At 66.3% G+C, this 22633-nt stretch carries 23 protein-coding genes and 1 riboswitch; of the genes, 15 read left to right on the plus strand and 8 right to left on the minus strand.

Annotation, left to right across the window (positions count from 1 at the left end; genetic code table 11):
• Positions 1-22 precede the first annotated feature (22 nt).
• Genes ACFXNW_RS27660 through ACFXNW_RS27670 form a run of 3 tightly spaced genes read left to right on the plus strand, consistent with a single transcriptional unit; the run spans position 23 to position 2445 of the window.
• Complete coding sequence (locus ACFXNW_RS27660) at positions 23-610, plus strand: peptide deformylase (RefSeq protein ID WP_379420724.1); 588 nt, start codon at positions 23-25, stop codon at positions 608-610.
• A complete protein-coding gene (locus ACFXNW_RS27665; RefSeq protein WP_379420725.1) occupies positions 603-1583 on the plus strand; it encodes a GNAT family N-acetyltransferase in 981 nt (326 codons plus the stop codon). Before ACFXNW_RS27660 ends, ACFXNW_RS27665 begins: the two co-directional genes overlap by 8 nt.
• Positions 1584-1629: 46 nt before the next feature.
• Complete coding sequence (locus ACFXNW_RS27670) at positions 1630-2445, plus strand: exodeoxyribonuclease III (RefSeq protein WP_379420726.1); 816 nt, start codon at positions 1630-1632, stop codon at positions 2443-2445.
• 56 nt (positions 2446-2501) lie between these two features.
• Here ACFXNW_RS27670 and ACFXNW_RS27675 read toward each other — a convergent pair whose 3' ends face one another.
• Positions 2502-4430 (minus strand): acyl-CoA dehydrogenase family protein, encoded by a 1929-nt coding sequence (locus ACFXNW_RS27675; RefSeq protein ID WP_379420841.1) that lies wholly within the window; start codon positions 4428-4430, stop codon positions 2502-2504.
• Between the two features lie 158 nt (positions 4431-4588).
• Here ACFXNW_RS27675 and ACFXNW_RS27680 point away from each other — a divergent pair, with 158 nt between their 5' ends.
• The 5 genes from ACFXNW_RS27680 (at position 4589) to thiC (ending at position 10239) form a co-directional block, all read left to right on the plus strand.
• The gene (locus ACFXNW_RS27680) at positions 4589-5215 is read left to right on the plus strand and encodes a TetR/AcrR family transcriptional regulator (protein WP_379420727.1); all 627 of its coding nucleotides are present in this window, start codon (positions 4589-4591) and stop codon (positions 5213-5215) included.
• Between the two features lie 152 nt (positions 5216-5367).
• The gene (locus ACFXNW_RS27685; RefSeq protein ID WP_379420728.1) at positions 5368-6564 is read left to right on the plus strand and encodes a homogentisate 1,2-dioxygenase; all 1197 of its coding nucleotides are present in this window, start codon (positions 5368-5370) and stop codon (positions 6562-6564) included.
• A complete protein-coding gene (fahA, locus tag ACFXNW_RS27690; RefSeq protein WP_379420729.1) occupies positions 6534-7739 on the plus strand; it encodes a fumarylacetoacetase in 1206 nt (401 codons plus the stop codon). Before ACFXNW_RS27685 ends, fahA begins: the two co-directional genes overlap by 31 nt.
• A 120-nt stretch (positions 7740-7859) precedes the next feature.
• Entirely contained in the window at positions 7860-8333 is a 474-nt protein-coding gene (locus tag ACFXNW_RS27695) for a VOC family protein (RefSeq protein WP_379420730.1), read from the plus strand.
• 130 nt (positions 8334-8463) lie between these two features.
• Positions 8464-8589, plus strand: a riboswitch (TPP riboswitch).
• A complete protein-coding gene (thiC, locus tag ACFXNW_RS27700) occupies positions 8578-10239 on the plus strand; it encodes a phosphomethylpyrimidine synthase ThiC (protein WP_379420731.1) in 1662 nt (553 codons plus the stop codon). (Overlaps the previous riboswitch by 12 nt.)
• A gap of 51 nt (positions 10240-10290) precedes the next feature.
• Here thiC and ACFXNW_RS27705 read toward each other — a convergent pair whose 3' ends face one another.
• The 3 genes from ACFXNW_RS27705 to ACFXNW_RS27715 form a co-directional block, all read right to left on the minus strand.
• Positions 10291-11241 carry an ABC transporter substrate-binding protein gene (locus ACFXNW_RS27705; protein ID WP_379420842.1) on the minus strand — a complete coding sequence of 317 codons (951 nt, stop codon included), beginning with the start codon at positions 11239-11241 and terminating at the stop codon, positions 10291-10293.
• A gap of 149 nt (positions 11242-11390) precedes the next feature.
• Positions 11391-12125 carry an ABC transporter ATP-binding protein gene (locus tag ACFXNW_RS27710; RefSeq protein ID WP_379420732.1) on the minus strand — a complete coding sequence of 245 codons (735 nt, stop codon included), beginning with the start codon at positions 12123-12125 and terminating at the stop codon, positions 11391-11393.
• Positions 12122-12934 (minus strand): ABC transporter permease, encoded by an 813-nt coding sequence (locus tag ACFXNW_RS27715; protein WP_379420843.1) that lies wholly within the window; start codon positions 12932-12934, stop codon positions 12122-12124. Before ACFXNW_RS27715 ends, ACFXNW_RS27710 begins: the two co-directional genes overlap by 4 nt.
• A 112-nt stretch (positions 12935-13046) precedes the next feature.
• On the opposite strand from ACFXNW_RS27715, the gene ACFXNW_RS27720 reads away from it, so the two are divergent.
• The 3 genes from ACFXNW_RS27720 (at position 13047) to ACFXNW_RS27730 (ending at position 15598) form a co-directional block, all read left to right on the plus strand.
• Positions 13047-14192, plus strand: coding sequence for a GTP-binding protein (locus tag ACFXNW_RS27720; RefSeq protein WP_379420733.1), 1146 nt, complete (start codon positions 13047-13049; stop codon positions 14190-14192).
• 183 nt (positions 14193-14375) lie between these two features.
• The gene (locus tag ACFXNW_RS27725; RefSeq protein WP_379420734.1) at positions 14376-15017 is read left to right on the plus strand and encodes a TetR/AcrR family transcriptional regulator; all 642 of its coding nucleotides are present in this window, start codon (positions 14376-14378) and stop codon (positions 15015-15017) included.
• Between the two features lie 158 nt (positions 15018-15175).
• Positions 15176-15598, plus strand: coding sequence for a hypothetical protein (locus ACFXNW_RS27730; RefSeq protein ID WP_379420735.1), 423 nt, complete (start codon positions 15176-15178; stop codon positions 15596-15598).
• 60 nt (positions 15599-15658) lie between these two features.
• Here the strand turns inward: ACFXNW_RS27730 and ACFXNW_RS27735 are convergent, their stop codons facing one another.
• Positions 15659-16792, minus strand: a complete 1134-nt coding sequence (locus tag ACFXNW_RS27735) for an epoxide hydrolase family protein (RefSeq protein WP_379420736.1) — start codon at positions 16790-16792, stop codon at positions 15659-15661.
• A 90-nt stretch (positions 16793-16882) separates the two neighbouring features.
• Between ACFXNW_RS27735 and ACFXNW_RS27740 the strand changes: the two genes are divergently transcribed.
• Entirely contained in the window at positions 16883-17536 is a 654-nt protein-coding gene (locus ACFXNW_RS27740; RefSeq protein WP_379420737.1) for a TetR/AcrR family transcriptional regulator, read from the plus strand.
• 10 nt (positions 17537-17546) lie between these two features.
• On the opposite strand, the gene ACFXNW_RS27745 is transcribed toward ACFXNW_RS27740, so the two are convergent.
• Positions 17547-18170, minus strand: a complete 624-nt coding sequence (locus ACFXNW_RS27745) for an NAD(P)-dependent oxidoreductase (RefSeq protein ID WP_379420738.1) — start codon at positions 18168-18170, stop codon at positions 17547-17549.
• A 124-nt stretch (positions 18171-18294) separates the two neighbouring features.
• Positions 18295-19536, minus strand: coding sequence for a KasA/KasB family beta-ketoacyl-ACP synthase (locus tag ACFXNW_RS27750; protein WP_379420739.1), 1242 nt, complete (start codon positions 19534-19536; stop codon positions 18295-18297).
• Positions 19537-19575: 39 nt separating this feature from the next.
• On the opposite strand from ACFXNW_RS27750, the gene ACFXNW_RS27755 reads away from it, so the two are divergent.
• The 3 genes from ACFXNW_RS27755 to thiD all read left to right on the plus strand — a co-directional run bounded on the left by ACFXNW_RS27755 (position 19576) and on the right by thiD (position 21657).
• Positions 19576-20133 carry a TetR/AcrR family transcriptional regulator gene (locus ACFXNW_RS27755; protein WP_379420740.1) on the plus strand — a complete coding sequence of 186 codons (558 nt, stop codon included), beginning with the start codon at positions 19576-19578 and terminating at the stop codon, positions 20131-20133.
• A 61-nt stretch (positions 20134-20194) separates the two neighbouring features.
• Positions 20195-20713, plus strand: a complete 519-nt coding sequence (locus tag ACFXNW_RS27760; protein WP_379420741.1) for a nitroreductase/quinone reductase family protein — start codon at positions 20195-20197, stop codon at positions 20711-20713.
• 89 nt (positions 20714-20802) lie between these two features.
• Positions 20803-21657, plus strand: coding sequence for a bifunctional hydroxymethylpyrimidine kinase/phosphomethylpyrimidine kinase (thiD, locus tag ACFXNW_RS27765; RefSeq protein WP_379420742.1), 855 nt, complete (start codon positions 20803-20805; stop codon positions 21655-21657).
• A 149-nt stretch (positions 21658-21806) separates the two neighbouring features.
• Here thiD and ACFXNW_RS27770 read toward each other — a convergent pair whose 3' ends face one another.
• Positions 21807-22541 (minus strand): TetR/AcrR family transcriptional regulator, encoded by a 735-nt coding sequence (locus ACFXNW_RS27770; RefSeq protein ID WP_379420743.1) that lies wholly within the window; start codon positions 22539-22541, stop codon positions 21807-21809.
• Positions 22542-22633 lie beyond the last annotated feature (92 nt).

Raw genomic sequence — 22633 nt, forward strand, 5'->3', positions numbered from 1 at the left:
ACGGGGCGGCAAAATTGTGCGCATGGCAATCCTCCCTATCGTGATCGTCGGCGATCCCGTTCTGCACAATCCGACCGAACGGGTGACTCAGTCGCCGGAGGAGCTGGCCGGGCTGATCGCGGACATGTACGAGACGCTCGACGCGGCCAACGGCGTCGGCCTTGCGGCGAACCAGGTGGGAAAGCCGCTGCGGATGTTCGTCTACGACTGCCCGGATGAGGCCGCCGACGGCACGGTCACCCGCCGCCGCGGCGCGGTGATCAACCCGGTGCTCGAGACCTCCGAGATCCCCGAGACCATGCCCGATCCCGATGACGACGAGGAAGGCTGCCTGTCGGTTCCCGGTGAGCAGTTCCCGACCGGCCGGGCCGACTGGGCCAAGGTCACCGGCGTCGACGAGCACGGCGAGCCGGTGGAGATCGAGGGCAAGGGCTTCTTCGCCCGGATGCTCCAGCATGAGGTCGGCCATCTCGACGGCTTCCTCTATGTCGACGTGCTGGTCGGCCGCAATGCCCGCGCCGCGAAGAAGGCCATCAAGCGCAGCGGCTGGGGCACACCGGGTTTGAGCTGGATGCCGGGCACCGTGCCGGATCCGTTCGGGCATGAATGATTTCGCCGATATTCCGCTCGGCCGCCGGGTGGTGCTGCGGTATCTACTACCCGAGGGCTATCCACAGCCGATGACGGATGTGATCGGCGAGCTGGTCTCGCTCGATCCGCCGACCGTGCGCGGCGCCGACGGCCAGGTCGTGTCGGTGTCCACCGATCGTGTCGTCGCACTGAAAGCGGTGGGACCGAGGCCGATTCGGACCAGCGAGATCCGTACGGTGGAAGCGGCTGCGGCCGACGGCTGGCCCGGCGCCGAACACGCCTGGATCGACGGCTGGTTGGTGCGCGCCGGGCACGGCTACACCGATCGCGCGAACTCCGCTGTACCGCTGGGTAATTCGGATGGCCCCGCGCTGGTGTCCGCGGATGCCTTGCATCGGATCGGTGCGTGGATGACCGAGCGCGGCCTGCCGTTGCGGTTGCTGCTGCCGGATCGGCTGGCGCCGCCGCCGTCGGGCTGGCATACCTGGGGCGAGACGGCCGTGCTCGGGATCGATCTGGACAACTTCGTCCTGCCGCGCGGCCCGTCGATGGTGCGAATCGCGCCCGCACCCGACGCGGCGTGGATTGAACTGCATCGTCATCGCGGCACCGAACCGGCGGACCCGAACGCTCCGAATCCCGAGCCGGATGTGCTGACTTCGGTACGCGACGGTGAGCTCGGCTTCGCTTCGCTCGGCGTCCCCCAGCCCATCGCGATCGGCCGCGGCGCGCTCACCACCGCTCCGGACGGGCTGCGCTGGGTCGGGCTGACCTGCGTGGCGACCACGGCGCAACACCGACGGCACGGGCTGGCCTCGCTGGTCTGCGCCGAGCTGATCCGCTGGGGCCGCGACCGGGGCGCGACGCATGCGTATGTGCAGGTAGAGGTGGATAACGCCGAGGCGCTGGCGCTGTACCGTGCGCTCGGCTTCCTCGACCATCACCACTACCGCTACGCCGCCCCAGGACCCCGCATCCCCGTGGTGCGGTAGAACGGGATCAGACCCTCCATTCCACCTCTCTTCGACAAGGAACCCCGTGCGCCTCGCGACCTGGAACGTCAACTCGATCCGCTCCCGGATGGACCGGGTCGCGGCCTTCCTCGACCGCCAGGACATCGACGTGCTGGCCATCCAGGAAACCAAATGCCGCGATGACCAGTTCCCGTTCGAACGGTTCGACGAGCTCGGCTATGAGGTGGCCCACCTCGGCATCAACCAGTGGAACGGGGTAGCCATCGCGTCCCGAGTCGGTCTGGCCGAGGTGGAACTGGCGTTTCCGAATCAGCCCGGCTTCGACAAGAACGCAGGCGAATCGCTGATCGCCACGCCGGTGGTGGAGTCGCGCGCTATCGGCGCCACCTGTGGTGGGGTGCGCGTGTGGAGCCTGTACGTGCCCAACGGCCGCGCGCTGGAGGACCCGCACTACACCTACAAGCTGGAGTGGCTCGCCGCACTGCGCGACAACGCGGTCCGCTGGCTGACCGAGGACCCGCAGGCCAAGATCGCATTGGTCGGCGACTGGAACATCGCCCCCACCGACGACGACGTCTGGTCACCCGAATTCTTCGCAGGCAAAACCCACACCTCCCAGCCCGAACGCGACGCCTTCACCGCCGTGCTCGACACCGGTTTCGCCGACGTCATGCGCCCCTTCGCCCCCGGCCCCGGCGTCTACACCTACTGGGACTACACCCAGTTGCGTTTCCCCCGCAAAGAGGGCATGCGCATCGACTTCCTCCTGGCCTCTCCCGCCCTCGCCGCCACGGCCACCGATGCCGTCGTCGACCGCGAGGAGCGCAAGGGTAAGGGCGCCAGCGATCACGCGCCGGTGATCGCGGAGTTCACCGACTAGGCCGGCCTGCTCGCAGTCGCGGCAAGCTCGGCGACCGCGGCAGAAGAGGCATCGGGCTAGGGGTTCATCTCGTATGCACTGGACAACGCGCGGGCCTGCTCGAAAACCCGCTCGAACCGCGTCCGGTCGGCGACAGGACGGCGGACCAGATCCATCGCCCGGGTCTGCTGGGCGGCGGTCGCGGTGGGTTTGGTGTGCAGGGTCAGGGCGTGGGTGGAGAACTGACGGACGAACAGGTCGAAGATCTGGTCGAGCACGGCGTCATCGGTGTTGTCGATCTCGGCCTGCTCCAGCACCAGTTGGGCGTAGGGCACGGCGGTGAACAGTTCACCGAAGGCAAAGAGGAAGTCGACGTCGCGTTGCTGCTGCGGGGTTGGGCCTGCGGCGACAAGCAGCGATTGGAAGGCGCGGGCCTGTTCGAGGAACAGTGCGACGTTCGGCACGTGGGCGAATCGCTCGAAGACCGCTCGCCAGTCGTCGAACCGGATCCGGCCGAGCCCGCTGCTCGGCCCCTGCCGGAACAGGAACTCGTCGTCGGAGGCGTCGCGACGCGTCGGGACCGGCGCATGTTCGGCAGCGCGCAGTTGTGCGCCGAGCGCGGGCACCGCTGCGGCAGCGCGCGGGGTGAGGCGCCTGCTCGACCAACTCAGTGCTCCGGCAGCCGCGCGGACCGCTCCCTTCGGGGCGGCACCCGCGCCGGGCAGATAACGCAGCGCCACCAGGCCGGCGTCGGATGAGTGGAACATGTAGCCGGCCATGAACTTCAGCGACAGTGCCATGTTCACGTGCACGGTGCCTTCCAGCCGCGGCAGGCCGAACAGCCCGAGCATCGCCATCGGGAAGTACATGTCCTTCTCGAACCCGCGGGCCGCGATCACGTCGGCGAGGTCTTCGATGATGCGCTGGCCCTGCCGGGTGACCGTCATCTTCTCGATGGCGTTGAACAGCAGGTAGCGGCGGTCCTGCGGCGAGGCCGAACGCATGTAGTCGATGGCTCGCGCGCTGTAGAGCTTCATCGCGATCAGCCGGGCGTAAGAATCGGTCACCAGCGCCTGCACCTGCGGGAACTCGGTCACCCGGTGGCCGAACAGGACGCGGTTGTCCGCGTGCCGAATCGCCTCGTAGAAGGCGTGTTCACAGGCGCCGATCGCACCGAAGCCGAGGTTGAACTTACCGACGTTGACGGTGTTCATCGCGGCGTGGAAGGCGGCCTCACCCCGATGCAGGATGTCCTCCTCGGCCACCGGGTACCGATCCAAATCGAAGGCCGCCACATACATCTGGCCGTCGACGACATTGCCGCGCAGCCGGTAGTTCTCGTGGCCACTGTCGGCGACGAAGAACAGGTAGCCCTCATAATCGTCCTGAGTCGGCTTGTCCCGCAGTGCCTTCGAGCTGTCGATGATCGGCTTGTCGGCGCGGCGGCCGAATACCGACACCATCGCGGCCGCATTGCCGTTGCCGATGTAGTGCTTACCGCCGGTCGCGAGAAAGCCGCCGTCGCCGGAAGGTTCGAGCACCATATCGGTGGAGTACACGTCCGCGCCGTGCTCCTTCTCCGATAGGCCGAAGGCGAAGATCTCCCCCGAATCCAGCAGTGCCGCGGCCCGCCGTTTGGCGGCGGCGTTATCGCTCTGCCAGATCGGGCCGAGGCCGAGAATGGTGACTTGCCAGACGTACCAGTACTGCATGCTGTAGAAGCCGAGGACCTGGCTCATCATCGCGATCCGCCCGGTGTCCCATCGCTTGTCCGGGTCGCCGTCGGCCTCGGCCGCCGGGGTCAAGAACGTGGCGAACACCCGCTCACGCTTGACGAAATCGAGGAACTCCGAATACCAGATCCGGTCGCGATCCTCCTGCTTCAGCACGGCCTTGCCACGCGATTCGAACCAGTCGACGACGGCGCGCAGCAGGCGCCTGGTCGTGGCATCGAACTCCGCGAATTCGCAGGTCTTGGGGTTGAACAGGGGGCCGGTCGCGCGCATCACGTCAGTTCTCCTCGGGCCGGGTCGGGCGGTCCGGCGCACAGCCGGAGGCAATTCCTACATTACCGTAGCATTATTATTCATCAGTGTAGGAATAGCCGGTAGCGCACGCAAGACCAGCGACAACGCGGACGCAGCCGCTGATATCGTGGGATTCCATGAGCACCGAATCGGCTGTGCGGCCGCGACGACGGGCGCAGCATCTCGGCCCGGAACGCCGACGGCCCCAGGTGCTCGACGCCGCGCTGGCCATCGCGATCGAGCAGGGTATCGCTGCGGTGACCGTCGCCGCGATCGCCGAGCGGATGAGCGTCACACGGCCGGTGGTGTACGCGTGTTTCCCGGACCGGGTCGCGTTGATCGAGGAACTGATTCGCCGGGAAGAGTCCTATGTGATCGGCGGGGTCCTCGGCGCGCTGCGCAAACGTGCGGTCGACGCCGGTGAGCCGGTGTTCGTCGAGGGGTTCCGGGCGCTGTTCGAGGTGGTGACCGCACGGCCGGATTCCTGGCTGCTGCTCTACGGCAACCCGGATCCCGCCGTGGCCGATTCGTTCGGGCGCGGACGCGGGCTCGTGGTCGAACGATGCACCCGCCTGCTGCGCCCCACCCTGCTCGCCTGGGGCACCGAGGACGTCGACCGCAAGCTTCCGGTCCTGGTCGAGCAGTGGATATCGGCCGGTGAGGGCGCAGTGCGGAGCCTGCTCTCCGATACCGGCGCGTGGACGCCCGAGGAGCTGGGCGCGTTCGTCGGCGCCGCCGTCTACCGGGCACTGCGCAACGCCTGAGATCGGCGCAGCAACCCGAGGCCAGATTATTCGCCCGGCGATATCGGCGGGTAATCGCTGAGCCGACCCGGGTGCCGCGAGCCGCACCTGGGTTGCGCGTGCGCGGCATACGATGGAGCTGGCTGTCCGTCCGTTCGGCGGGAGGTGTGCTCATGGCTTTCTATCGGCAGGTGGGGTCGGTGCCGCCGAAGCGGCATACCCAGCATCGTGACGATCAGGGGCGCCTGTTCTACGAGGAGCTCATGGGCGAGGAGGGCTTCTCCGGCGATTCGTCACTGCTGTATCACCGCGGCCTGCCGCCGGCGATCATCGACTCCACGGTCTGGGAGTTACCCGATCAGTCGACGACACCCAATCATCCGCTGCATCACCGGCATCTGCGATTACACGAATTGTTCCCCGGCGACAGTTGGGCAGAGGTGGACGTAGTCACCGGACGGCGGTTGCTGCTGGCGAACGCCGATGTGCGGTTGTCCTATGTCGTCGCAGGCGCCGCGTCGCCGCTGTACCGCAATGCCATCGGCGACGAGCTCGTCTACGTGGAGTCGGGCGCCGCAGTGGTGGAGACGGTGTTCGGCGCGCTGCCCGCCCGGAAGGGCGATCACGTTCTGATCCCGCGAGCCACCACCCATCGCTGGATGCCTATCGGCCCGGATCCATTGCGAGCCTATGCGATCGAGGCATCGAGCCATATCACCCCACCCAAACGCTACCTGTCGAAATTCGGTCAGCTACTGGAGAATTCGCCGTACTGCGAACGTGATCTGCACGGGCCGGGCGAACCACTGCTCGCCGTCGGCACGGAGATCGAAGTCCTGGTCAAGCACCGTCCGGGCGCCCAGATCGCAGGCACGCGGATGGTGTACGCGACGCATCCGTTCGATGTGGTCGGCTGGGACGGCTGCCTGTATCCGTTCACCTTCAATATCGATGATTTCGAACCGATCACCGGGAGGGTGCATCAACCGCCGCCGGTGCATCAGGCCTTCGAGGGTATCAATTTCGTGGTCTGCAATTTCGTTCCGCGCAAGGTGGACTATCACCCGCTGTCGATTCCGGTGCCGTACTACCATTCCAATGTCGATTCCGACGAGATCATGTTCTATTGCGGCGGGAACTACGAGGCCAGGCGCGGTTCCGGGATCGGCCAGGGCTCGATATCGGTGCATCCTGGCGGTTATGCGCACGGTCCGCAGCCGGGGGCATACGAGGCGAGTATCGGGGTGGAGTTCTTCGACGAACTGGCGGTCATGGTCGACACCTTCCGGCCGCTCGAGCTGTGTGAGGGCGCGCTGGCCTGCGAAGATCCCGGCTATGCATGGACCTGGTCGGGGCGGGGGCCGCAGTGAGGACGCGGCTCGAGGTACCGCAGGATTCGCTGTTCGGACCGCACCATCTGCCGTACGGGGTGTTCGCGCCGGGGGGCGATGATTTCCGCGTCGGCGTGCGGGTCGGTGATCACGTCATCGATCTCGCCACGGCACTCGACGATCCGGTGTTCGCCCGCCCGAATCTCAATCCCTTTCTGGCCCAGGGCCCGCAGCGCTGGGCACAGGTGCGGGAACGAGTACGTGACCTTGTCGACGGCGGTCTCTCCGCGGACGCGGTCTTCCCGCTCACAGCTGTGCACCTGGCCTTGCCGGTGCGGATCGGCGACTATGTCGATTTCTACGCCAGCATCGATCACGCGACGAATCTCGGAAAGCTGCTGCGTCCGGGATCGGAGCCACTGCTGCCGAATTGGCGCCACCTTCCGGTCGGGTATCACGGTCGCGCGGGCACCGTCGTGGTGTCGGGGACCGATATCGTGCGCCCGTGCGGACAGCGGCGAACCAATTCCGGCACACCGGATTTCGGCCCTTCCCGACGGCTGGACATCGAGGCGGAGCTCGGCTTCGTCATCGGCGTCGGCTCCGAACTCGGGAGTTCGATCGGCACCGCGGGTTTCGCCGACCACGTCTTCGGCGTCGCCCTGATCAACGACTGGTCGGCCCGAGATATCCAGGCCTGGGAGTACCAGCCCCTCGGCCCGTTCCTCGGGAAATCGTTCGCGACCTCGATGGGAGCGTGGATCACCCCGCTCGAGGCACTGGAATCAGCGCGGATCCCACTCCAACCCCAGGACCCGCCACCCCTGCCCTACCTGCGCGAACAGCATCCGTGGGGGTTCGATCTCGAGCTGTGCGTGCGATGGAACGGCGAACAGGTCGCCCGGCCGCCGTACGCCGGAATGTACTGGTCGCCGGCGCAGATGCTGGCACACCTGACCGTCAACGGTGCCGCCACCCGCTCCGGCGACCTCTTCGCCTCCGGCACCATCTCCGGCCCGGCCGCCGACCAGCGCGGATCGTTCATGGAGCTGTCCTGGGGCGGCGCCGAACCACTCACCGTGGCCGGCGCCGAACGCACCTTCCTGCTCGACGGCGACGAGGTCACCATCACCGCCACCGCACCCGGCGCCGCAGGCACCCGCCTCGGCCTGGGCGAAGTCACCGGCAGAATTCTTCCGGCCCGTAATCACTGACGCCATTCCTGTCGATGGCAGACCACAACTCTGTCGAGTTCGGCGAAAACCGGCGATGAATTCCGCCGAGAGGCGCAGTCTGCATAGATAGGGCCAGATCACTCGATCGGGAGGACAACCATGCAGAAGATCGTCACCAACCTCTGGTACGACACCCAGGCCGAGGAAGCGGCCGAGTTCTACTGTTCGCTGTTTCCGGATTCCAAGATCATCCGGGTCTTGCGCTTTACCGACTCCGGGATGCGAGAGGCCGGATCGGTCATGACGGTGGATTTCGAACTCGCAGGTCAACGCTTCACCGGCATCAACGGTGGCGGCGAGTACAGCTACACCCACGCGATGTCGCTGCTGATCAACTGTGACAGCCAGGAAGAAGTCGACCGGCTCTGGGATGCTCTGCTCGCCGACGGCGGCAAGGAGATCGAGTGCGGCTGGCTGTTCGACAAGTACGGCGTCCCGTGGCAGGTATGGCCCGCAGAGGCCGATGAGCTGCTGACCGGCGATCCGGCGGCGGTCGACCGGGCAACCGCCGCCATGCTGAAAATGAAGAAGATCGACCTTCAGCTCATGCGCGACGCCTACGCGAACGCCTGACCCAGCACAGAAGGCCGTACGTTGTTCCCCACGTTCGCGGGGATGATCCCGGAAAGCACCTGGTCATCCGCAGGTCAACTGGGCTGTTGCCACGTGCCCATTTGACCAGCAGGGTATGGTCGCCAGCGACAATTGAACACACGGGGGCTCGCACCAGCGGGCTGAGAGGACGGCTAGCCGCGAGGCGATCCAGGGCCGTCGACCGTATGAACCTGACCGGGTAATGCCGGCGTAGGGAGGAAATATGGGTTCCACTGGCCGTTCCGCGACCACGGCGGGTGTCGACACGGTGACCACCGGGCCGATCCAGGGCAGTGTCAAGCACTACGAACAAGTCGAAGCAGACGGATTGACGTTGCGTATCCCGGTGCGCCGGATCAACCTCACCACCGGCGCGCATTTCGACGTCTACGACACCTCGGGGCCGTACACCGACGACACCGCCACGATCGACCTCGAGGCGGGCCTACCCAAGCTGCGCGACGAATGGGGAAAGCCCGAGGTCGAAGGCCCGCGCACCCAGCTGGCTTGGGCGCGGGCGGGTACCATCACCGCCGAGATGCGTTATATCGCTGCACGCGAAGGGGTTTCGCCCGAACTGGTGCGCGACGAGGTCGCCGCGGGCCGCGCGGTGATCCCGGCCAACCACCGCCACCCCGAATGCGAGCCGATGATCATCGGCAAGAAATTCGCGGTGAAGATCAACGCCAATATCGGCAACTCGGCCGTGTCCTCCTCCATCGCGGAGGAGGTCGAGAAGATGGTGTGGGCCACTCGCTGGGGCGCGGACACCATCATGGACCTGTCCACCGGTAAGAACATCCACGAGACGCGCGAATGGATCATGCGCAACTCGCCGGTGCCGGTCGGCACCGTGCCGATCTACCAGGCGCTGGAGAAGGTCAACGGCGATCCCACCCAGCTGACCTGGGAGATCTACCGCGATACCGTTATCGAGCAGTGTGAGCAGGGCGTCGACTACATGACGGTGCACGCGGGCGTGCTGCTGCGCTATGTGCCGCTGACGGCCAAGCGGGTCACCGGCATCGTCTCGCGTGGTGGTTCCATCATGGCCGCGTGGTGCCTGGCCCACCATCAGGAATCGTTCCTGTACACCCACTTCGAGGAACTGTGCGAGATCCTCGCGCGCTACGACGTCACGTTCTCCCTCGGTGACGGCCTGCGCCCCGGTTCCATCGCCGACGCCAACGACGAGGCCCAGTTCGCCGAGCTGCGCACCCTCGGCGAGCTCACCAAGATCGCGAAATCGCATGGTGTGCAGGTGATGATCGAGGGCCCCGGCCACGTGCCGATGCACAAGATCGTGGAGAACGTGCGGCTGGAAGAGGAGCTGTGCGAGGAGGCGCCGTTCTACACCCTCGGCCCGCTGGCCACCGATATCGCACCCGCTTACGACCACATCACCTCGGCCATCGGCGCCGCGATCATCGCCCAGGCCGGTACCGCGATGCTGTGCTACGTCACGCCGAAGGAACATCTGGGTCTGCCCAACCGCGATGACGTCAAGGTCGGCGTGATCACCTACAAGATCGCCGCACACTCCGCCGATCTGGCCAAGGGGCATCCGCGCGCGCAGCAGCGTGACGACGAATTGTCCAAGGCGCGTTTCGAATTCCGTTGGGTCGACCAGTTCAACCTGTCGCTGGATCCGGACACCGCCCGGGAGTACCACGACGAGACCATGCCCGCCGAGCCGGCCAAGACCGCGCACTTCTGCTCCATGTGCGGCCCGAAGTTCTGCTCCATGCGGATCTCCGCCGATGTGCGTGAATACGCGGAGAAGCAGGGCCTCACCGATGTCGAGGCCATCGAGGCGGGTATGGCGGAGAAGTCCGCCGAGTTCACCGATGCAGGCAAGAAGGTGTATCTGCCCGTCGTCTCCTAGGCAGCCGATTTTCCGGCGGTGGCAGTTCGGCTGCCACCGCCGGATTCTGTTCTACTGCTGGTCGAACCGGTTGTCGACGAAATCGCTGAACGTGACTTTGCCGGGGATCGCACCCGCCTCGGTGAACGCGTCTGCGATCTCCTGTTCGGAGGCCACCACCTGATCGTCGAGGGCGACCGGCTCCTTGATCGAGCGGGTCCAGGTGATGCGGGAAGCGTCGACCGGGATCGAGGTCAGTTCGGCGTATTTGGACGACCACAGGTCCAGATTGTCGGAGGACCACTTTGTGGCCGCCGCATAGCGGGTGAAGAAGTCACGGATTGCCGCCGATTTTCCGGCATCGCCGACGGACTGATTCGAGGCGACCCAGAAGTTATAGCCGTTGGCCGCTTGGTCGGCCGAGGCAATGGATTTGGCGCCCACTTCCTTTTCCGCGATCGCGGTGTAGGGGTCCCACACTGCCCAAGCATCGACATCGCCGCGGGTCAGCGAGGCGTAGCCGTCGGCAGGGGCGAGGTAGATCGGTTCGACATCGTCGAGGCCCAGACCGGCTTTCTGCAGTTGCAGCAGCAGGTTCGCGTTGGCCGAACTGCCCTTGGTGACCGCGACCTTCTTACCTTTCAGATCGGCGACCGAACCGATCGTCGAGTCCTTGCCGACGAGGATCGCATCGCCCTTACCTGTCGCTGCCAGCGCGCCGACGATCTTGATATCCGCATTCGCGGCGGCACCGAAGATCACCGGGGTGTTGCCCGTCTGCGCCAGATCGATGCCACCCGCGCCCGCCGCCTCGATCAACGGCGGACCGGCGGTGAAGGTGGAGAACTCGATCTTGTACGGCAGATTCTCCAGCTGACCCGACGCCCGCATCAGCACCTCGATCGAAATCGCCTTCTGATCACCGACTTTCAACGTCACCGTGTTGAGGTCGACCGGACCACTCGGCGTGGGCGCAGCCTCGTCGCCGCATGCGGCGGTGGCGAACACAGCGGCGGCGACCATGGCCACACCGGCGAGACGGGATATCGAGAGTCGTTTCACGAGAACTGCTTTCCTGCTGTATCGAAAAGATGAGGTCAGGCTCTGCTGAAATGCGCCTCCACCCGGGGCCAGCCGTGGTGACGCTTCGCCGCCGCCGGGCCCTGACGGGGTCACGCGGCGACCCCGAGCAGCGCCAGCAACCGCGTGACGAACTCGGCGGCCTCGGGCGAGGAATGCGCGCGCGGACGCGGCAGATCGACGCGCAAGTCCTCGGCGATGCGGCCGTTGTCCAGCACCAGCACCCGGTCGGCAAGGGCCACCGCCTCGCCGACATCGTGGGTGACGAGCAGGACGCCGAATCCGAGCTCGGCATGCAGCCGCAGCAGCAGATCGTGCATGGCAAGCCGGGTCAGCGCGTCGAGGGCGCCGAACGGTTCGTCGAGCAGCAGCAGGGTGGGATGGGCGACCAACGCCCTGGCCAATGCGACGCGCTGGGCCTCGCCACCGGAGAGGGTGAGCGGCCAGGCATCGGCGCGTTCGCGCAGGTTGACCTGCTCGAGCAGTTCGCGGGCGGTGGTTTCGTCGTCGCGGCGGCGTCGTGGACGCGGCCGCCCGAGCGCGACATTGCGCACCACCGGCAGCCACGGGATGAGCCGCGCTTCCTGGAAGACGATGGTCGGCTGCGCGTCGACGGTCACCGCACCGCGATCGGCGCGCTCCAATCCGCCGATGATGCGCAGCAGCGTCGACTTGCCGGAGCCGCTGCGGCCGACCAGCGCGACGATCTCGCCCGCCGCGATATCGACGTCGATGCCATCGAGGACGGCATTCCCGCCGAAACTCTTGCCGAGTCCGGTGATTCGCGCGGCTGACGTGGTTGGCGTCGTGGTCTCGGTGATGGTCATCGGCGAATTCCTCGGTCGAGGGATGGGCGCCAGCGCAGGGCGCGATGTTCGAGTGCGCGCACGATCGAGTCGGTGGCCAGCCCGAGCAGGCTGTAGATGATCAGGCCGAAGATGACGATGTCGGTCCGCAGGAACTCGCGGGCATTGTTGATCACGAAGCCGAGCCCTGCGCTGGCATTGATCTGTTCGGCGACGATCAGCGACAGCCAGGCGATGCCGAGGCTCTGCCGCACACCGACCAGAATCTGTGGCAGCGCGCCCGGCACGATGAGCAGCCGCAACCGCTCGGCCAGGGTGAGCTGGAGGGTGCGGCCCAGTTCCAGCAACTTCGGGTCGAGCTGGCGGATGCCTGCGAAGGTGTTCAGGTACAGCGGGCAGAAGACGCCGAGCGCGATCAGGTAGATCTTCGGCTCCTCGCCGATCCCGAACCAGATGATGAACAGCGGGATCAGGCCGAACAAGGGAATGGTGCGCAGCATCTGCAGCGGCGGATCCAGTGTGTATTCGCCGACCTTGCTGAGCCCGGCGACAATACCGAGCACCAACGCGAGCACCGCGCCGAGCAGGAAGCCGAACAGCGCCCGCTCCCCCGACACCAGCAGCGCCTCGCCGAGTTGACCGGACCGATAGATCTCCAGACCAGCATCGAGCACCACCGACGGCGCGGGCAGCTTCTTGGCCGAGATCCAGCCGCTGGTGCTGGCGATCTGCCAGAGCAGCAGCAGCGCGAGCGGGGCGAGGGCACGCAGGAACCCCGGGCGTCGGTACAGCGGGGTCCGCCGCTCGGCGGGCACCTTGCGCCTCTCCATGAGCATTCGTGCATGATGCGGGGCGCGAGCGGGTCGCCGACAGGGTTGCGCTCACGGTGAATCGATCACCCTCACGCAATCCGGCATTAATGAAAATGGTTATCATTTGTAGATGACCATCTCGACTCCACCGCAACTCCCCGTAACCGTGCTGTCCGGGTTCCTCGGCGCAGGCAAGACCACCCTGCTCAACCACATCCTGGCCAACCGCGACGGCCGCCGCGTCGCGGTGATCGTCAACGATATGAGCGAGGTCAACATCGATGCGGCGCTGGTAGCAGGCCAGGGCCATCTCGATCGCACCGAGGAGAAGCTGGTCGAGCTGACCAACGGCTGCATCTGCTGCACCCTGCGCGAGGACCTCATCGAGGTGGTCGCCCGGCTGGCGCGGGAGGGGCGCTTCGACCAGCTGGTCATCGAATCGACCGGCATCTCCGAGCCGATGCCGGTCGCGGCGACCTTCGATTGGGAGTTCGAGGACGGTTTCACCCTCGGCTCGATCGCCCGGCTCGACACCATGGTGACCGTCGTCGACGCGTCGACCTTCCTCGCCGAGATCGCCCGCGGCCAGGCACTCGCCGAACGGAATCTACAGGCGGCCGAGGGCGACGAGCGCGGCATCGCCGACCTGCTGGCCGATCAGGTCGAGTTCGCGGATGTGCTGTTGGTCAACAAGACCGATCTGGTGAGCGAGGGCGCCGCGGGCGCGGTCGAGGCTGCGGTGCGGCGAATGAATCCGCGCGCCAGGGTCTTACGGACGCGCCACGGCATCGTCGAGCTGAGCGAGGTGCTCGACACCGGCCGCTACGACCCGGTCGCCGCCGCCTCGACCGAAGGCTGGGAGGAGGAATTGGCGGGCGGGCATGTGCCCGAAACCGAGGAGTACGGCATCAGCAGCCTCACCTACACCGCCGACCGCCCGTTCCATCCGCAGCGGTTGTCCGACGCGCTCGAACAACTGCGCGGACTGTTGCGCAGCAAGGGTTTCTGCTGGATCGCCAGTCGGCCGAAGCTTGCCGCCATCTGGTCGCAGGCCGGTCCGAATCTGGTGTTCGAGCCGGCCGCCTGGTGGACGTCGCTCGAGGTTCCGGCGGGCCAGGAGATCGTCTTCATCGGGATCAAGCTCAACCGTGACCACATCCGCGTGCTACTCGATCACGCCCTGCTCACCGATGCCGAGCTGGAGGCAGGGCCACAGACCTGGGCCACCTACTCCGACCCGTTCCCAGCCTGGGGCGAACTGCATGAGCACGCCTGATCGCCCGGCGGCGGAATCGAGCTGGTGCCGCAAGATGCTCGGTGAGGGCGCACGACGCTTGGCCGGGTAGGACGAGGTCACGCCATCCTCGACGGGGCAGGACCGAGCGATCATGACGACCGTCATCGCAGGCAAGTTACGAGACTCTTGCTATCGAAACTAAGGTTTTCATATGATTCCCGCATGGCGACGGCGAAACGAGCGAGCGGGCGCCCCCGCGAGCAGCGGGTGGACACATCGATCGCCGAGGCCGTGCATGCCTTGATCGACGAGCGTGGATACGCGGGCTTGACCGTCGACGCCGTCGCGGCGCACGCCGGGGTGAGCACGGCCGCGATCTACCGCCGCTATGCCACCAAGCAGGAGATGACCTTCGCGGTCCTGCTCCACGACATGCGGGAAGAATCACCCGCCGACACCGGGACACTGCGGGGCGATCTGCGTGCGCTCACCGAGCAGATCGCCGCGCAGGTGCGGGGCTCGGGCGCCGGTACCCTGCCGGGTCTGCTCGCCGATATCCGCGCCGACCCCGAGCTGCGCGCCCGCTTCGAGGCGACGTTCCTGACCGTGGAACGCGGCATCATCACGACATTGCTCGACCGTGCGATCACCCGCGGCGAACTGACTCGCCGCCCGGACGTGGGGCTCGTGCAGGCACTGCTGCTCGGCCCGCTGTACGCATGGCTGATCGTGCTCGACGAAGACCCCGCCTACGCACCGGAACTCGCCGACCTCGTCGCCGCGACGGCCACCGTCGCGCTCACCGCGAACCTACTGCCGGACGCGGCCTGGTCGGGGACACCGAACCCGGAATCTTTGACGTAACAACGGGTTCCTCGTCGACGAACATATTCTGCGCCGTCCTCGATTTTCTGAAGGGCGGCTGGGCCGTCCGGCCGACTGCTCATTCCGACGAGCCGAATTCGTCCGAACTCGATATCCGGGACACGAGGTTCCGGGTCCACAAAGGAGATTCATACACAATGACGCGCACTCGACGGTCACCCAAAGCGTTTCGTCTCGCTCTCGGCGCAGCCGCACTGGGAGTGGTAGCGAGCGTTACCGCTGTGGTCGCACCGCCCGCCTCGGCGACGGTCAAGAGCATCGGCATCCACCCCTCGGCGACTGTGGGCACCCATCGCTACGCGACCACCTGCTCCTACACCGTGGCGGTCACCGTGGACGACAACACCAAGCCGGTCTACTTCTTCGAAGAAGGCCAGGGCCCCACCGGATTCGCCGAGGCGATGCCCTCCAATAATGAAGCCAGAGTGACCTGGACCCCGTCCAGGACCGGCATCACCTACATCTACGCCTTCCAACCAGGGGCGACGACCCAGATGCGGCAGGACGTCGGCGGCGTCGGCAACGGGATCAACACCGGTTCCGCCTGCATCGCCCTCTGAATCGCAGCCCTGATCGGTCGGTACTCGAGCACCGACCGATCGGGGCGTGGTCCCGCCGGCTCATCTCACCTGCGCGAAGAACTGCCGGATATCGCCCACCAGCACCTCCGGCGCTTCGTGCGCGGCGAAATGTCCGGCGGCGTCGTTGGGCCCGCCGACGACCGAGCCGACGTCATAGGAGCTCCAGCTCACGATGTTGCGGTGATCGCGTTCGGCGAACCGGCGCATCGACTGGAAGTCGCCCTTGAACATGGCGAGCGCGGTCGGAGTCTTGGTCGGCTCCGACGGATGCTCGGTCGCATGGGCTTGCTCGTAATAGAACCGGATCGAGGTGGGGCCGGTGCCGGTCAGCCAGTACAGCGCGATATTGGCGATGACGAACTCCTCGTCCAGCCCCTCGCCGAACAGCTGCGCGTTCCACCCGAGGAGCCCGAGCGGGGAATCCGCCAGCGCGTAGGCCAGTGTCTGTGGTTGCTGGCTGCAGAACAGGTTGAACGCCATCTTGTTGTCCTGGAACCACTTCAGGTGCTCCAGAGCCGCCAGATCATCGGCTGAGATGCCGTCGAATTCCGCCGGGTCGCCCGACGGGAACGAGAACAGCTGCGTCACATGAACACCCACCACGCGGTCGGGCACCAGCCTGCCGATCTCCGGCGAGATCATCGAGCCACCGTCGTTGCCGATCGCGCCGAACTTGTCGTAGCCGAGCTGATCCATCAGCTCCACCCAGGCGCGGGCGGTCCGCTGGACGTTCCAGCCGGTGCTGCGGGTCGGGCCGGAGAATCCGAAGCCGGGCACTGATGGGATCACCACATGGAAGGCCGGCGCGTCATCCGATTCCGGTGCGGTCAGCGGTTCGATGAGATCGAGGTACTCCAGGACCGACCCCGGCCAGCCGTGGGTGAGGATTACCGGCAGCGCGTCCGGGCGCTGCGAGCGGATGTGCAGGAAGTGGATGCTCTCGCCGTCGATATCGGCGATGAACTGCGGATAGGCATTGAGCCGCGCCTCCACCGCACGCCAATCGAACTTCTCCAGCCAGTACTCGGCCAGGGCGCGCACCCGGTCTCCGGGCACACCGTAGGAATCGCCGACGCCGGGCAGTTCATCCGGCCACAGCGCGCGCTGCAGCCGATCGGCCAGGTCGTCGAGACGGGCCTGGGGGATATCGGCAGTGAACGGGCGGACGGTCATAACGGACTCCTTGCGGTTTGGAACGGAATGCTTTGTTCTGTTTCAAGCTATCAGAACGGAACATTCCGTTTCAAGTGCTAATCTGAGTCCATGCCGAAGACCTCCGACGAGCCGCAGGACAAGGCCCTGCCCGGCCGCAAAGCCCAGGCCGCCCGCAATGACGGCATCATCCTCGACGCCGCTCGGGCGGTGTTCCTCGCCGATGCCGGCGCACCCATCTCCGCCGTCGCCGAGCGCGCGGGCGTCGGAATCAGCGCGCTCTATCGCCGCTATCCGAGCAAAGACGTACTTCTTCGGACGCTCTGCTACGACGGCCTGCGCCGCTACAACGCTGAAGCGGAAGCGGCCCTCGAGGATTCGGACGGATGGCGAGGACTGGTCGGCTTTCTGGAGCGAGTGGTGGACGCCGATGTCCATTCACTCACGGTGCGCCTGGCGGGAGCCTTCACGCCAGACGATTCGATCGTGCCCGACGTACAGCGCTCCGGTGAGCTGACGACGGAACTGGTGCGGCGGGCCCACGCCACCGGCCGGCTTCGCTCCGAAGTGACCGACCTGGACCTCGGACTCGTGCTGGACGCCTGCGCTGCCGTCAGCACGCCCGAACCCGAACGCACCACCCAATTACGTCGGCGAGTGCTCTCCCTGCTGGTAGACGGCATGGCCGGCGTCGGCGAACTCCCCGGCCCGGCACCGCAGCCGGGTGAGTTCGCTTGGCGCTGGCAGCCGCGTACCAGCAGGTGATCGTTCGCCATCAGTTCGAGATGGCCGCAGCGCGGTGCACGTAGGTGCGGTCGATGAGCTGTTCCAGCATGAAGTCGGCGATGTCGGCGCGGGAGATCTTCAGCGCCAAGCCGGTTTCGGTGGCCGGGAAGCCGCGCCGGTAGCTGCCGGTGGCCGGGCCGTCGGTGAAGGCGCTCGGGCGGACGATGGTCCAGTCGAGGTCGCTGGCCTGCACGTACTTCTCCTGATGGACACTGTCGGCGAAGGCCGGACGCAGCAGCATGCCGAATATGACGTACTTCCAGAGGAAGTTCAGATTCCCGCTGCTGTCGCCGACGCCGAGCGTGGATTGGCAGATCAGCCGTTTCACCCCGTTCCGCTGCATCGCCGCCATGATGACGCGCGCCCCCTCGGCCCGCACCACTCCCTTGCGGCCGTTGCCGAGCGAAACCAATACCGCCTCCTGTCCGGCGACTACCTGCTCGACGGCGGCCGGATCGAGTACATCGCCCTCGATCACACGCAGCCGCTCATGTTTCTGGCCGACCCGCGTCGCGTCGCGAGTGAGAATAGTGACCTCGTGGCCCTGCGCCAGCCCACGCTCGACGACGTGGCGGCCGAGTGTTCCGGTGGCTCCGAAGATGGCGATTCGCATGATGTTCTCCTGAATTCTCGAAAGCTGTTGTTTCGTTGGTGAATCCAGTACATCAACTGTGAGCGAGACGCTCCATGGCCTGAGGTCTCGTGAACATACGCGGGCGTCTACGGATGTTGCGCCCTTACGCCCGGCCGAGCGCCAGTGCGACATTGTGCCCGCCGAACCCGAAGGAGTTGGTGAGGGCGTAGTCGATGGTTTGGGGACGTGGCGCACCGGCGACGATATCGAGGTCGACGTCCGGATTTTCCAGATTGAGCGTCGGCGGGACGACCTGTTCGCGCAGTGTGAGGGCGGTGATGACGGTTTCGAGCGCGCCGACCGCGCCGATCGAATGCCCGAGCGCCGATTTCGGAGCATAGATCGAAGCCGACGGAGTCACAGCGGTGATCGCATTGCCCTCGGAGGCGTCGCCGATCGACGTCGAGGTGGCGTGCGCGTTGACGTGCTGGATATCCGAATTCGCCAGTCCCGCAGTGTCGATGGCCTTCTGCATGGCTCGGGCGGCGCCGTTCCCCTCCGGCTCTGAAGCGACGATGTGATAGGCGTCCGAGGTGATACCCGCACCGAGGATGCGGGCATGAATGCGCGCACCCCTGGCCCGCGCATGCCGTTCGGATTCGAGGACGACCAGCGCTCCGGCCTCGCCGAAGACGAAACCGTCACGGTCCCGGTCGAACGGACGTGACGCGCGTTCGGGTTCATCGTTGCGCGTGCTCATGGCCCGCATCATGGCGAAGCTCGCGATAGGCACGGCGTGAATATGCCCCTCCACACCACCGGCGACGACCACGTCCGCCTCGCCCGTGCGGATCAACCGCCAGGCGTGCGCGATGGCTTCCGAGCCGGATGAACACGCTGACACCGGAGCGTAAACCCCTGCCCTCGCACCGATTTCGAGGCTCACCGCGGCAGCCGGGCCGTTCGGCATGACCATCGGCACCGTCATCGGCGCCACTTTCCGATAGCCACCCGCACGCATCGCGTCCACCGCGTCGATCAGGGCATCACCGCCGCCCAACCCGGTCCCGATGACAACCGCGAGCCGCTCGCCTTCTACTTCCGGCGCCCCGGCCTCCCGCCACACGCGCCGGCCGAGCACGAGCGCCAATTGCTCCACATACGAATGCCTGCGCTGCTCGACCCTGGTCAGTTCGTCGGCCGGGTTCTCGGTCAGCTTGCCGCCGATACGCACCGGGAGTCCGGCGGCGAACTCGTCGTCGAGCAGGCCGATGCCGGTGTGGCCGAGCAGCAGCTCCGACCAGGTCGCATCCATATCACCGGCCAGTGACGTGGTGGCGGCGTAGGCCGTCATGACCACACCGTCCGTCGATTTCGGAGTTTCTGAAGCGACTGTTACATCCACGATGTCATGGATACCTGTACCGATCGCTACAGTCAAGACATGGCCCGCCCACTCGACCACGCCAAACGCACCGAACTGCTGGCCGCTGTGGTGCGTTATATCTCCGAACACGGCCTCGCCGATCTCTCGCTGCGCCCCTTGGCCGCCGAACTCGGCACCAGCTCGCGCATGCTGATCTACTACTTCGGCACCAAGGAAAATCTGCTGGTCCAGGCGCTGGCCACGCAGCGGCCCGATATCGCCACCGTGTTTGCCGATGTCACCGACGCCGAAGCGTTGCGTGAGCGGCTATGGGAATTCTGGATGGCGAGCACCTCCGGTGACGGCGTTACCAGCGTCAGGGCGATGACCCAGGTGATCGGCGCCGCCTGCGCCCAGCACGGGCCCTACGCCGCCTATGCCAACGACGCCATCGCAATCTTCGTCGTCACCCTCACCGACGCCCTGCGCACCATTGACGTCGTCGACGATCCGGAAGTCGTCGCCACCATCCTGATCTCCGGTCTCCGCGGGATCCTCCAGGACCGCCTCATCACCAGCGACGTCGACCGCACCGACCGCGCGGCCCGCCGCCTGATCGACCAGACGGTGCGCTGAACCGGATTCGAGCCCAACCCGATTCACCATTTCTGTCGGTCCCCGCTGCCATACTGCCGCCATGGCCGAATCCGGTAGCCCCGCAGAGCCCACCAAAGCCATCGACACCTACGACGACCCCGACGCCCCATGGAACCGGGAGTACTCCCCCGACGAAATCGCCACTTGGAACGACGACGTCATCCGAGAGTTCCGCGCGAACGCCGGAAAGGTCGGCGGCGACTACGCCGAAGCCACCCTGATGTTGCTCACCACCACCGGCGCCAAAAGCGGACGCCCGCACCTGGTAGTCCTCGGCGCCCTCTACCGCGGCAACACCCTCTACGTCAGCTCTTTCATCGAGGACCGCTACCCGGCGTGGTACCACAACGTCCGAGCAAACCCCGAAGTGACAGTAGAACTCGGCACCACCACCTACCGCGCCACCGCCGAAGCCCTCGAAGGCGAACGCTACGACGAGTTCGCCACCTGGGTCCTCCGCGAGAACCCGTTGCTGGCCGACTTCCAGTCGAAAGTGTCGCGGCCGTTACCTTTGGTGGTCATCACCTTGGGTGATCAGGTCACAGCCGACCACTCCTGATATCGCCCACCCGGTCGGGCTGCTCATGCTCCGGTGGCGCTCGAGCCGACGGCACAAATCGCCCGGGCCGCGCCCGATAAGGTGAGCACGTGGAATTGCTGCCCTTGGTACCCAGTGGTCAGACGCCGGTTCGGGCGCTCACCATCGCCGGAACGGATTCTGGGGGCGGGGCCGGGATTCAGGCGGACTCGCGCACTATGGCGTTGTGCGGGGTGCACGCGTGTGTCGCGGTGGCCGCGGTGACGGTGCAGAACTCGGTGGGGGTGAGTGGGTTCCACGAGATTCCGCCGCAGATCGTGGCCGATCAGGTGCGGTCGGTGGTCGGGGATATCGGTGTGGGGGCGGCCAAGACCGGAATGCTGGCCTCGACCGCGATCATCGAGGCCGTGGCGGAGGTCTGCCGGGAGGTCGGGATCGGGCGTGACGGCGAGGTGCCGCTGGTGGTCGACCCGGTCGCCGCCTCCATGCACGGCGATCCGCTGCTGCACGAAGAGGCGCTCGACGCCGTGCGCAACACCCTGTTCCCGATCGCCACGATCGTCACCCCGAACCTCGACGAGGTGCGGCTCATCACCGGCGTCGAGGTCACCGACGACGCCAGCGCCCGCCGGGCAGCCGAAGCCCTGCACGCGCTCGGACCGCGCTGGGCGGTGGTCAAGGGCGGGCACCTGCGGTCCTCGGAAAACAGCACAGACCTGCTCTTCGACGGCGAACGCTTCCTCGAGTTCAGCGCACCACGCATCGACACCGGCAACGACCACGGCGGCGGCGACACCCTCGCCGCGGCCCTCGCCTGCGCCCTCGCGCACGGCTATTCGGTGCCCGACGCCTTCGAATTCGCCAAGGAATGGACCCGCCGCTGCTTGGCCGCCTCCTATGACCTGGGCAAAGGCCACGGCCCGGTGTCACCGCTGTGGCGTTTGCAGTCCACGGGCCTGTCGTGACCCGTTTTTGTCGGTGGGTCGGCGCATACTGAGGTCGTCGCAAGCACCGTTGGCCTCAATGGCGCGGCACAGCGAGAACAACGTGGTTCGTGTGTAAGCGGCAGACAATGGGGGCGGCTGCGGAGGCAGAGCGGAAGCGTGGGGGCCGCTCAGCCCGCCGTGAAGGCGAGGTGCAATGGCTGATCGGCATCGATGGTGAACCCGCTGAGCCGGGCGTCCGCGCGGACCAATGCCGAGATCATCTCGGTGAGGTAGGCGACGAAGCGCTCGACAGGCATCGGGTCCTCGCGGCGGTTGGCGCCGAGCCACCAGTCCGTGGCCGAGGCCACCGCACCGAACACCGAATAGATCACCAACTCGACACCGTTCGGGTCGATCGGGCGATCGGCCACCGAACCCATGAACAGATCCGCGACCTGCCTGGCCGCTTGCCGCGCCGACTGCAGCGAGCGCGGCGATTCCGGTGAACTGTCCTGGCGCTGCGCGAAGTGCCCGTTCAAGATGAAGCGGAACACGTTGGGATGCTGGGTCACCACCGCCACGTACTCGTTCGCACCGCGACGGATCAGCTCACGCACCGGATCGTTGGTCAGGTCGACACCGTCGACGATCCGCTCCCACAGCAGATCACGCATCCGATCCACGATCGCGTCGTACAGATCGGCCTTATCCGCGAAATGCCGATAGAGCTTCGGTTTCGCCGCCCCAGCAGCCTTCGCGATCTCCCCCATACTGACCTCGGGCCCGAACGTCCCCAACGCCTCGAACGCCGCGTCGACGAACTCCGCCCGCACCTTGACCCGATGCTCGCGCCACCGCTCGGTCCGCGCATCGACCCGCCGCCCAGGAACCTCCCCTGCACCCCGGCCACCGCGTCTCACCACAACCGGGATGGTACTCACCGGGCGATCACTGCCTGACGTGCCCGTCGGCTCGCCAACCGGCCGGCCGCGAGCCGGAGCATGAGGAGATCCCG

Origin of the sequence: Nocardia sp. NPDC059180, assembly GCF_042754945.1 — a bacterium.
GTDB lineage: Bacteria > Actinomycetota > Actinomycetes > Mycobacteriales > Mycobacteriaceae > Nocardia.

What these genes read in the sequence shown, in the direction of transcription:
- ACFXNW_RS27715 (WP_379420843.1), bottom strand. Translation starts at nt 12,934, where the DNA reads ATGGAGAGGCGCAAGGTGCCCGCCGAGCGGCGGACCCCGCTGTACCGA.
- ACFXNW_RS27745 (WP_379420738.1), bottom strand. Translation starts at nt 18,170, where the DNA reads ATGCGAATCGCCATCTTCGGAGCCACCGGAACACTCGGCCGCCACGTC.
- ACFXNW_RS27680 (WP_379420727.1), top strand. Translation starts at nt 4,589, where the DNA reads ATGAGCACCGAATCGGCTGTGCGGCCGCGACGACGGGCGCAGCATCTC.
- ACFXNW_RS27755 (WP_379420740.1), top strand. Translation starts at nt 19,576, where the DNA reads ATGGCCCGCCCACTCGACCACGCCAAACGCACCGAACTGCTGGCCGCT.
- ACFXNW_RS27720 (WP_379420733.1), top strand. Translation starts at nt 13,047, where the DNA reads ATGACCATCTCGACTCCACCGCAACTCCCCGTAACCGTGCTGTCCGGG.
- ACFXNW_RS27675 (WP_379420841.1), bottom strand. Translation starts at nt 4,430, where the DNA reads ATGCGCGCGACCGGCCCCCTGTTCAACCCCAAGACCTGCGAATTCGCG.
- ACFXNW_RS27705 (WP_379420842.1), bottom strand. Translation starts at nt 11,241, where the DNA reads ATGGTCGCCGCCGCTGTGTTCGCCACCGCCGCATGCGGCGACGAGGCT.
- ACFXNW_RS27725 (WP_379420734.1), top strand. Translation starts at nt 14,376, where the DNA reads ATGGCGACGGCGAAACGAGCGAGCGGGCGCCCCCGCGAGCAGCGGGTG.
- ACFXNW_RS27660 (WP_379420724.1), top strand. Translation starts at nt 23, where the DNA reads ATGGCAATCCTCCCTATCGTGATCGTCGGCGATCCCGTTCTGCACAAT.
- ACFXNW_RS27735 (WP_379420736.1), bottom strand. Translation starts at nt 16,792, where the DNA reads ATGACCGTCCGCCCGTTCACTGCCGATATCCCCCAGGCCCGTCTCGAC.
- ACFXNW_RS27740 (WP_379420737.1), top strand. Translation starts at nt 16,883, where the DNA reads ATGCCGAAGACCTCCGACGAGCCGCAGGACAAGGCCCTGCCCGGCCGC.
- ACFXNW_RS27685 (WP_379420728.1), top strand. Translation starts at nt 5,368, where the DNA reads ATGGCTTTCTATCGGCAGGTGGGGTCGGTGCCGCCGAAGCGGCATACC.
- ACFXNW_RS27710 (WP_379420732.1), bottom strand. Translation starts at nt 12,125, where the DNA reads ATGACCATCACCGAGACCACGACGCCAACCACGTCAGCCGCGCGAATC.
- fahA (WP_379420729.1), top strand. Translation starts at nt 6,534, where the DNA reads ATGGACCTGGTCGGGGCGGGGGCCGCAGTGAGGACGCGGCTCGAGGTA.
- ACFXNW_RS27695 (WP_379420730.1), top strand. Translation starts at nt 7,860, where the DNA reads ATGCAGAAGATCGTCACCAACCTCTGGTACGACACCCAGGCCGAGGAA.
- ACFXNW_RS27760 (WP_379420741.1), top strand. Translation starts at nt 20,195, where the DNA reads ATGGCCGAATCCGGTAGCCCCGCAGAGCCCACCAAAGCCATCGACACC.
- ACFXNW_RS27665 (WP_379420725.1), top strand. Translation starts at nt 603, where the DNA reads ATGAATGATTTCGCCGATATTCCGCTCGGCCGCCGGGTGGTGCTGCGG.
- thiC (WP_379420731.1), top strand. Translation starts at nt 8,578, where the DNA reads ATGGGTTCCACTGGCCGTTCCGCGACCACGGCGGGTGTCGACACGGTG.
- ACFXNW_RS27730 (WP_379420735.1), top strand. Translation starts at nt 15,176, where the DNA reads ATGACGCGCACTCGACGGTCACCCAAAGCGTTTCGTCTCGCTCTCGGC.